Below are 10306 nucleotides of genomic sequence, written 5' to 3'. Positions count from 1 at the left end.
GAAGTGTGATTCGTGTGAGGACTACCTTTCGCTGTAGAACTTTGTGCGCGGACTGACCTTAAACAGACTAAACTCAATAAAAAAAGGACTGCGACCAAAATTAAAACAATTTGTAAATTCTTGATCCTTGTGGCATTGTTCATTATAGCACTCCTCGTTCAACTGATTTTTAACTGAGAATCTAGACGAAAACCTCTTACTTTATTCTGGGTTTCGAGCTTAGCCTTTGTGTTGATCATGGTGTCTTTAGCAGCATCATGTTTGTATTCCCCATCAATCCGCTTTAAGGCCAGAGAGATCTTGCTGTCGCGAGCATTGAGGATGGTTGCGTAGTTGCATTCGCTAGATAGACTTCAACTACCTTTAAACTCGCCAGGACTTCTTTATCTCCCGCGTACTCTTTGCGGATGGTGGCGAGCTCCTGCTTCGTAGCTTCGATGTTCCGGCGAGTTCCGTGAATTCTGACTTTGCTATTTCCGGGTCAACTGTGTGAGCGTCACGAGTATAGTAATAGAAGTCGCGAGAATAATCCCTGGCGTGACTAATGCTGCGAGATGCACGTTGATTGCTCGATCCATAGTGAGGCTTTCCCATATATTCGCGTGATCTATGCTGAGAAAACGCCAACAAATCATTTGACAACATTACTATCAAACCGAAAACTAAACACACTCCTGCTAATGTGACACGTGTGTGTTTCATGTTTTGCTCTCAAAATAATTTGAATCGTAAAATTGAACGCTATCGCCAGTAGTTGGATGCATGAAGATGCCCATTTCTTCACGACTTCCTTTGAAATTGTAAAAGTTGGCTTTAATTTCTTTTTTCGATTACTTTGAAGAAATGATCACCCGGCAACATTGTAATTTAACTGCGTGGAAAATTGGTCTATTTGGGATATTGACATGCCCCCTTTAACCGCAATACCGTTGAAATAGACGTAAACTGAGCCCCGTGCTACGCTTGTGGTTGTATATTTTCTAATGCTAACAAGGAGCTCTAAAATGCGACATGGACGTTGCTTATTAACGCCTGATGATTCGGGTTCCGTTGGCGATAGTTCAATGATCGTTCACATTTTCTCATGTTTCATTACCAGAATAGTTGTAACCACAAGGACAATTGTGACGGCAGTCAACAAAAATGCGTTCCAGGGATTGGGATACCGAATCAAATCAACAAAGTAGGGAATAAACGTGAGTCCGACGAAGAAAAGAATCAGTATTGTGTAACCCCACCGTTCCCTCGTCGTTAACTTTCGACGTTGAATCGGCTTCATGTTTTTCCGTTTTCGTTTTTGCTTTATCCGTTTGCTCATTAATCTACAAATCGGTGTTGAGTTGTGAGCCTTTGATTTGTTGTTGTGTCATTCTCTTTTGGGTTTTCTTGATCAACAAAGTCAGGAGGCGTAAGTCATACATTTCACGTGGTGAGTAAAAGATCTATGTAAATCTCACTCATTGCCAAAACCTTCTACCTGTCGTTGGTTTGTTGTGCTGCCAGATAGGAATGTCATGTCTCTGGTACGTAAAAACCAGGATAATCCGTAACAGTGTGAACAGAACCAGAACGATGGCAACGAATTCCAGCGTAATTCGATACTGTCCCAGCCAGAGCGTCCATGAGTATGAAAGCTTTGTGATCAAGCCCCCTGCTGACTGGGGCTTGTTGTCGTCCGCAGTCAAAAAGACAACCTTACTGTCTGGACAAATATCGCACGGCTCATTGGTCGAATTTGCCTGAAAATTCATGAATCACTCATCCTTGATGATAGTGGATGGGGGTTTCTTTTCTATTTCAGTATGAATATTTTGTAATACAAATGACTTGTTGCTATCAGTCTCGATCGTTGAGGTCCCGTTATCGCTGGAAACACATTGGAGTACCACAAGTGTTAGGTCATCGCTTAAGGTAGACTCACCTCGCCACTCGATTAGGATTTCAATAATCCGCAATACAGTGCTCTGAAGTGAAAGTACACTGCAGCGTGAAAACCAAGAAGTTAGTCGTTCCTGGCCGAAGAGTTCTCCGTTCGGACTGCGTGTTTCGGTCACCCCATCACTGAAGAGTAGAATTCGGTCTCCGGTTGACAGAAAAGTAATTTGCTGGTCCCAAACAGTACCAGCGTCCAACCCCATTAGCATTCCAGTGCTTTTTAATGAATCGAGACGTCCTGATTTTTCGAGCATTATTCCAGGAAGATGGCCTGCACTTGCCCACGAGAATTCATTGGTGTCCGGTTTCCAACGAGCGAGAAACATCGATGCAAAGTTACCTGGCAACATCGCGGCGGCAAATCGTTGATTAACTTCTTGGAGTAGATTTGCAGGATCGTATGGTGGCAGTTCAGAAGCCGCCATAAGCAATGACTTGAGCATTGCTGCCCCCATTGCTGCCGGAACACCATGTCCAATGACGTCCGCCACGCAAATTAACCATGATCCATCTTCCAACGGTAGAAAGTCGTAGTAATCACCTGCGACCGTGTCAGCTGGTTCAAACACACATGCCGTCACTAGACCTGGGATCTGAATACCATTTGGAAGCAGATGCTGCTGGATTTTTCTTGCTTTTTCCATTTGCTGTCGACGTTCGCGGTCGTTTTCATACAACGTCTGGCTCATAGAATTGATGGCAGACGACAACATATTCATCTCACAGCTATTGAATGTCGGAACTTCCGCTTCAAGATCTCCAGCCGAAATTTTTTCGACGGTCTTCAATAGTTGATTCAGTGGAACCTCGATAATCTGCAACAGAACTACGTTGACGACGGTGGTTGCCAACAGACCTAATATTCCCAGGATGGCAAGCTGTATCAGGACCTTGCGACGAATAGCACGACGCACATTTTCTCGATTCTCGGAAACGAACACACTGATATTGTCCCCCGTGTGATGTCCTACAATCAGCTCGAGCTTATCAAGATTAATCCACTTATTACTCTTTTCTGTAGTGGAATCAATTGCTGAAAGGATTCTTACTGTTTCCGGCGAATTTGGCTTTGTCTGAAGTACTTTTCCGTTCAGCCGAACTACAATTTGATGACCCAGAGAAGTGGAATTCCGCATCTGCTGACAGACACAGTTGATATAACTTTGTACGTCACTCGTACCATGATCTTGATTCAGGTGCCTGACTGCTTCATGAATCGCAATTGCTTCATCGTTCAGACCAGAACGCTTTTCCATGACTACTTCTTCCATTTCGCGTTCGTACTGCCATAAAAGTAGTCCCGCGAGTGCCACACCAAGTGTCACATTCACTGCCAGTAGCAGCTGAAAGCGAATCGTTCGTGGATTTTTCCTGCTTAGTGGCTTGTTCATGAGAGACAGCAACATAATTGTTTTCTTTCTTCAGATAGATTATAGATCTTTCATTCTCCGCCACACGAGGACCTATTTGCCTCACCGTACAGGATTCAATTACGATTCATTCAAACTTTACTTCTCGGTTTTAGTGGTCCGAACATCACTCTTAAAAAATTGTAATCTTTAACCCGAGAACTCCGAAATTGCGCAGTTATTCCCCACTACAGAGCTATCAACAGGACCATAATTGTCTGACTTCTACAGGCTTCCTTTTAGTCACTGGTTGATTTCATCAGCAGCCCACAACATGGGGTCGTGTAACTTGTGAAATCATATTTGTTACCAGCCTTCCCAAAGTGAATTCCTGATTCCATGAGTAATAGTTGATTCTTCTACCAGATTCTTCGGCTATCATGCTTTTCCTCTTAGTGAGTTTCATGGATACGCCATTGAACGCCCAAAACTCTACTTCACCACAAAAGTGAACATCGCATTCATAGGGGCTAGCATGGAAAACGTAATCCTAACGACCGCGCGCTACTAAAACAGAGTTCTTCTGAATTTAAATTATGAAACTGTTTCGCTGTAGTAGTCATTTTGAATACTAATGCTTGTGATCGTGATCTCCATGGTCATGTTCGATCTTTCCTGAATATGACTTACCAGCGATTCGTAGAGCGAGGCGTGCATCCGTATCCTTGGCATGAAGATCTTCATTGAGTTCTTTGTCTTTCGATACGAATCGTGACGATTGTCCCTCGGGATCTCCCTTGTCAGGCAAAGCGGTCAACTTGAATTGTTCCCCGCGCCCATCGTGTTTGAGATTGATCACAATCTCTTTCGAGTCGATTGGAACAACATTTTTTGCGGAACCGTCGAGGATGTAGATTGTGACAGTACTATTCTTCTCATCATGAATGAATTCGGCGTGGTATTCTTCTTTACCTAACTCGATAAGATGGCCATGGTGTGGGCCTTCACTCGGATGGTCATGGGCATCAGTCTCGACTGTGGCCGGAGGTAAGTCGGGAATATCTGAATTCTGTGATTTATTGGACTCTGGTGCGCAGCCAGAGAAGATTATGGCTAAGAGCGAAAGGGCTGCACTTGAGATCAAATGGTTTCGTTTTATCATGAGTTGTCGCCTTTATTAAAGTTAATAAGTTAGAAAAAGTGGGTTCAGAGAAGAGAGTCAGTGACGGATTTTTTGATTTTCACCGCCCTCATAATTCCAAAGCGTATTCGAGTCTCTTGTTTAATGTACATTTCAGTGCGCGTGCTTTGTCTCAAATCCACTCGCCTTGAGCCACTTCTCCCATTGGCGAGCAGAATCGTGAGTTTTAAGAGCGATCTCTTGCCATTTGGGGCAACGATAGGTTACATCGATGTGGCTGCCATGGTCGTCCTTCTTAACTTCACAACCGAGTTTATTCACTGCCTTAATGTGAATGTTAGCCTTCTGCCCATCGTCAAAATGAACCGTCTTCCATTTCTGCAGACGGTACCCAACGATTTCTTTTTCCGCAGCCAATGTGGAATTTGCGAACAGACTCGCAGCAATCACCATTGTGATGCCACCAAATAAAGTTTTCTTCAAATTCATCGTAAACATAGTCATTTTCCTTTCAGTTTTGATAGACTAGAAGTTGCTGGAAGTATCTATACATCCCAGCGAAAGTTTCAATTTATGTGTCGACTTCAATATCGGCGGTTAAGATTTTAAAATATCATGTACAGGCTGTTGACTCTCCAATGATTCTTCAATAAGAGGGATTTCAGTAGTCGTAGACTCTACGATTCGTTCACCTGCCTTGCGTCCGAACGTCCAGAGCAAAGCCGGACGAATGAAAAATTCCAGAATAGTGCTGCTGATCAGCCCACCCAAAATTACAGTAGCAACCGGATAAAGAATCTCTTTGCCTGGTTCCCCGGCGGAGAGAGCAAGTGGTACTAATCCGATGCCTGAGGTCAGTGCCGTCATGAGCACTGGAGCCAGACGTTCTTGACCGGCACGAATGATCATTTCTTTCGACCAAGTCTCACCTTCATAACGGACCAAGTGCAAGTAGTGGTTCAGTAGCAGAATTCCATTCCGCGATGCAATGCCCCCTAATGAAATGAAGCCTACCATCGCGGCGATTGTCAGTGTCTGTCCGGTTATTACGAGAGCGATCACCGATCCGATAAATGCCATCGGCAGCGCCATCATTACTTGAAGGGAAAAATTCACCGATCGGAACATTGTGTAGAGTACCATCAGTACGCCGAACATCGATATTGCGAACAGTATTCCGATGGTTCGGCTCGCACTCTTTTCGCTTTCGAACTGCCCGCCATATTCGACGAAATATCCTGGTGGTAGTGACTCAATAACCGACTTTTGGGCAAGTTGCATTTCTGCCACGACATCGACTAACCCGCGACCTGTAACGTTACATTGAATGACGATACGACGGCGTACGAGTTCACGATTGATTGTGTTCGGTCCGCTGGATTTATAGATTTTGGCTAAGGACGACAGCGGCGTGGTTCCTCCATTCGGCAGGTCAATCGACAACCGTTTGAGTGCCTGCATATTCTCTCGATATTTTTCATCCACCCGCACCAGCAGATCGAACGTTCGCTGACCGAGCAGGACACTACTGACAACTTCGCCGTTCATCGCTGTCGAGATGTACTCATTCACGAACGATGGCGTAAGCCCAAACAATTCGAGTTGGTCACGATCAAGTTGGATGCGGAGTTGCGGAATTTCGACTTGTGGTTCGACGAGCAGGTCAGTGACTCCCTCAATTTTGCGCATCTCCGCGGCCATCTCCTGAGCTTTTTGTCGGAGTATGTTTAGATCGTCTCCATAGATTTTTATACCAACCTGGGCTTTCACACCGGAAATCATGTGTGAGATAAGATGGGCTAATGGTTGTTCAACTGTTGTTACAATTCCGGGAATATCCTCCATCGCATGACGTATGTCAGCGATTACAACCTCTCGACTGCGCTCGGATTTTGGATCAAAACTGATAATCATTTCGGAGATATTGACCCCTTCAGCATGTTCGTCAAGTTCAGCCCGCCCAGTCCGTCTTGAGAATGCCTCAACACCCTCAATCTTCATTAAACGCTCGTTTACGGATTTCGCAATCTCGTTAGATTTTTTTAATGCTGTACCTGGTGGTAGAACCACGTTAAGTTGTGCAACACCTTCGTTAAATGGAGGAAGAAAATCCCGTTCCAGACCCGCCAGTGCTATAAACGCAACAGCCACACCAGACACGCCGAGTAATAACATTATTTTTGCGTAGCGGAGACTCAGTGAAATTGCGCCACCGGCGGCCCACTTCAGGAATCTCAACAGTGGCCCGTCCTTTTCGTTTTCCGTCAGTTTCGCCCGTGATAAGAGCCAATAAGACAAGACGGGTGTCAATGTCAACGATACCAGTAAAGAAGACAGAATCGAAACAATATATGCCACACCGAGCGGTGCGAAGAGCCTGCCTTCCATGCCGGATAATGCGAATAGTGGGAGAAACACTAGTACGACAATCATTGTCCCGAAAACAATCGAATTCCGGATTTCGACGCTCGCCTGAAAGACGACCAAAAGTGGGTTCTTCGGATTTTCGATATGACGATTTTCACGAAGTCGACGGAAAATATTTTCGACGTCGACAATGGCGTCGTCGACCAATTCGCCGATCGCCACAGCTAACCCGCCAAGCGTCATCGTGTTGATGGAAAGCCCGAAGGCGGTGAAGACGAGAGCTGTAATAGCGAGCGAAAGAGGGATTGCGGTCAATGTAATGAACGTCGTCCGAAAGTTCATCAGGAATAAAAATAAGATAACCACAACCAGAATACCACCGTCCCGGAGTGCCTCGATCACATTATCGACGGCCCGGTCGATGAAGGCCTTCTGTGAGTACAGTTCTGGCTGAATACGAATATCGTCCGGCAGTGATGGTTTGAGTTCATCCAACGCCTTCATAACTTGGTCGGTAACTTCACGTGTGTCAGCGTTGGGCTGCTTATTTACGGTAAGCACAACAGCCGGGCCACCAGAGAACTTACCATCCTCGTCCCGAATATAAGCAGAGCTATCACCGCGTTTGACTTGTGGCCCTTCCATGACCTTGGCCACTTGCGAAAGCAGAACTGGCCGCCCTTTACGGATCTTTACCACGACCTTCTTCAAGTCGTCAATGGTTTGGACACGGCCAATAGCTCGCACAAGAAATTCGTTCGGTCCTTGATCATCGAGATAGCCACCCGTCGCATTCTCATTACTCTCTGCACAGGCTTTTTTCACGTCGTGTAGCGTGATACCGTATTGCAGCAGTTTGTCGGGATCAACGAGTACCTGAAACTGCATTCGCCCGCCACCCATCGTGAACACCTGGGAGACACCGGGAATGGTGAGTAATCTTTGTCGAACAACCCAATCCGCCAGCGTTCGTACTTCCAAGGGTGAAGTTTTTTCGTCTTCGCTCCACATGCCGATCATGATAATTTGGCCCATGATCGATGAAATGGGAGCAAGTTGAGGTTTGACTCCTTCCGGCATGCGGTCCTGCACAAGTTGCAGCCGTTCCATCACGATCTGCCGATCATTGTAAATATCAGTTCCCCAATCGAACTCGACATAAATCACTGAGATGCCGACGCCAGAAGAACTGCGAACCGCTTCGACACCATTGGCACCATTGATTGCTGTTTCGAGTGGAAATGAAATTAGCGATTCGACTTCTTCCGGTGCCATCCCCGGTGCCTCAGTCATTACAACGACACGAGGACGGTTCAGATTAGGAAATACATCTATGTCCATGTGGATTGTTTGCCATCCACCAAATCCTAACAGAAATAGCGAGAACGCAACGACAAGCAAACGCTGGCGGAGAGCGAATCGAATTATGGAATTCAGCATTGTTTGGTCCTATTAGTGGTTGTGTCCAGCATGCGGATCAACACCGCCGCCAGCTTTGTTCTTGAGTGCCACCTGCATTTGATGAGCGCCAGAAAGTGCGATCGCATCGCCGGGAAAGATCGAACCATCATTGGCGATCACCACCGAAAATTGATCACTGTATTCAACGTGAACTGGTACGCGGTCGAAATGGTCCCCATTTTCGAGAAATGCGTAGAATTCCGCCCCTTCCTGCGCCACAGCATCGATCGGCAACACGATCTTATCTTTCCACTGTTCCACAGAGACACGAAGTCGCAATCGTTGTCCTGGTTTGTATTTCCAATCGATAAACTGATGATCGTCATCGGTTTCTTTGTTTCGTTCAATTTCATTGGTGAGTCCAACATAGAAGTGCATTGACCGAGAGGACGGGTCCACTTCGTTTGCGATATAGACGACCTTCAATCTGTTGATTATCTCAGGTTGTTGTTGATTACTTTGACGAACAGCAGACACTGCCCAATTATTACGCGCGGCGAGATGCAGTTCGTTACTATCCTGCTCGAATGCATTGCCTTCAATGTAGAGCTCACTGAAGTCCGCAAGAACACACAATTTCTGTCCTGACTGCACGGACTGTCCCTTGTAAACGTCTAATTCTTGAATCACGTATGGAGATACGTGATTCCGCGTTTGCGAAATTTTATCTTCTGAAGTACTCGAGACTTGTCGAAGTGGGAACCGTGACAGGTGCAATTCATCAGTCTTACCGTCAGACGAAGGAGCATATATTGAGAGTTCACGAAGAAGCTTTCGCCTTGTTTCGATTTGAGCAACTTGAGTATCTGACAATCCATGTAGCAAGAGGGCTTCTCTCTGAGCACTTAGTATGGCCTCTAATTTTTGCTTCGAATATTTTCGTTCCAAGACAACTTTTCCGGCCACAATACCTGATGTAATTTTCTCTAATCGCGCGATCTCACGGTTTTCAACGTCTAATTCGCCTAAAATTTGTAAGAACTTTGTTTGGGCCTGCACGAGATCCTCATGCGTGAGACGAATCTTAAACATTAACATACCAGGACGGATGGCTTCGCCTTTGATGATATAGACTTGAGTCACAATACCGGTCATCGGAGTAGCAACTTGGATTCGAGTCCGTCCAGGACGTTCAACAATCATCGCTGGAACGTTCAAAGTTCGTTCATAGGTTTGCAACTTGACTTCACCGACAGATAATCCGATATTACGTCGCGCTTGGTCAGAGAGCTCCAAGGACGTTGACTCATCATGTGCATGACCGTGATCACCGTGGTCATGACTTGCGTGATCGTGACCACTGTGGTCGTCTTCTTTGCCCTCAGTATCAGCAAGATTTCCTTCAGTTTGTTTTATGATTGATGAAATATTTAGTTTGACGAATGGAAGCCAGGTGTCGCGAACACCCCAGCCAATTCCTGAAATGAGGAGCACAGCTATCAAGCCGTACCATTTGATCGAAATATTGCGTAATTGAAATCGCATGATACCATCCTGCGCTATCAGCGCAACAGAACACCATTAAGGTGAACAAGATATTAGGAAAGAAGAACGGACGCATGTGCCATAGGGTTACGCTAATTGTGCGCAGCAAAATTTGACACGGTCTGTATACGCTTTAGAAGAGGCGTAGGGCGCCTAGATTAACCAGACTTGCTTGCGCAGGCGCATACAAGTGGATTTTGAGTCTGCCGGAATAGATCGTCGGCATTCAAAGTTTTGCGCAGTTACATTGATAGAAATAACCATTGGCTCAACTTCGAATGAAGTTGCTATTACCAATGTAGTTAGTTCGATTGGTGATGAGCTTACATACGTGCAAGAGCTTTCCTGACATGGAAGATGGTCGTGCTCATGATTCTCTGAATTGTCATGGGATAAATTACTATCCATCGCATTAGTGTGATTGTGAGAACTACAGGCTGCAGTGAGTGAATCGAAACAGCTTTTGGAAAACTCGGAACCCAAATTCTGCTCACTATGGGATACAGCATCTTCATGGGTATGCGTATGGTGATAGCAGCAACCAAGCAATGCATGAAACATCATGGAT

6 protein-coding genes are annotated in these 10306 nt (G+C 45.6%); all 6 read right to left on the bottom strand.

Going from position 1 to position 10306, the window contains the following annotated elements:
• Nucleotides 1-1457 precede the first annotated feature (1457 nt).
• Entirely contained in the window at nucleotides 1458-1751 is a 294-nt protein-coding gene (locus AAC022_RS24910) for a hypothetical protein (RefSeq protein WP_339735600.1), read from the bottom strand.
• Between the two features lie 3 nt (nucleotides 1752-1754).
• Nucleotides 1755-3341 carry a SpoIIE family protein phosphatase gene (locus AAC022_RS24905; RefSeq protein ID WP_339735598.1) on the bottom strand — a complete coding sequence of 529 codons (1587 nt, stop codon included), beginning with the start codon at nucleotides 3339-3341 and terminating at the stop codon, nucleotides 1755-1757.
• Nucleotides 3342-3915: 574 nt separating this feature from the next.
• Entirely contained in the window at nucleotides 3916-4446 is a 531-nt protein-coding gene (locus AAC022_RS24900; protein WP_339735596.1) for a hypothetical protein, read from the bottom strand.
• 132 nt (nucleotides 4447-4578) lie between these two features.
• On the bottom strand, nucleotides 4579-4923 hold the full coding sequence (locus AAC022_RS24895; RefSeq protein ID WP_339735594.1) for a hypothetical protein: 345 nt from the start codon (nucleotides 4921-4923) through the stop codon (nucleotides 4579-4581).
• Nucleotides 4924-5022: 99 nt separating this feature from the next.
• Complete coding sequence (locus AAC022_RS24890; protein WP_339735592.1) at nucleotides 5023-8232, bottom strand: efflux RND transporter permease subunit; 3210 nt, start codon at nucleotides 8230-8232, stop codon at nucleotides 5023-5025.
• Nucleotides 8233-8244: 12 nt separating this feature from the next.
• Nucleotides 8245-9738: an efflux RND transporter periplasmic adaptor subunit gene (locus AAC022_RS24885; protein ID WP_339735590.1), complete on the bottom strand. Its 1494-nt coding sequence runs from the start codon at nucleotides 9736-9738 to the stop codon at nucleotides 8245-8247.
• Nucleotides 9739-10306: the final 568 nt, after the last annotated feature.

Source organism: uncultured Gimesia sp. (genome assembly GCF_963976445.1).
Taxonomy (GTDB): Bacteria; Planctomycetota; Planctomycetia; order Planctomycetales; family Planctomycetaceae; genus Gimesia.
Note: the sequence above shows the minus strand (reverse complement) of the source record. Positions and strands in the feature narration are given on the sequence as shown.

What these genes read in the sequence shown, in the direction of transcription:
- AAC022_RS24905 (WP_339735598.1), bottom strand. Translation starts at nt 3,341, where the DNA reads ATGTTGCTGTCTCTCATGAACAAGCCACTAAGCAGGAAAAATCCACGA.
- AAC022_RS24885 (WP_339735590.1), bottom strand. Translation starts at nt 9,738, where the DNA reads ATGCGATTTCAATTACGCAATATTTCGATCAAATGGTACGGCTTGATA.
- AAC022_RS24895 (WP_339735594.1), bottom strand. Translation starts at nt 4,923, where the DNA reads ATGTTTACGATGAATTTGAAGAAAACTTTATTTGGTGGCATCACAATG.
- AAC022_RS24910 (WP_339735600.1), bottom strand. Translation starts at nt 1,751, where the DNA reads ATGAATTTTCAGGCAAATTCGACCAATGAGCCGTGCGATATTTGTCCA.
- AAC022_RS24890 (WP_339735592.1), bottom strand. Translation starts at nt 8,232, where the DNA reads ATGCTGAATTCCATAATTCGATTCGCTCTCCGCCAGCGTTTGCTTGTC.
- AAC022_RS24900 (WP_339735596.1), bottom strand. Translation starts at nt 4,446, where the DNA reads ATGATAAAACGAAACCATTTGATCTCAAGTGCAGCCCTTTCGCTCTTA.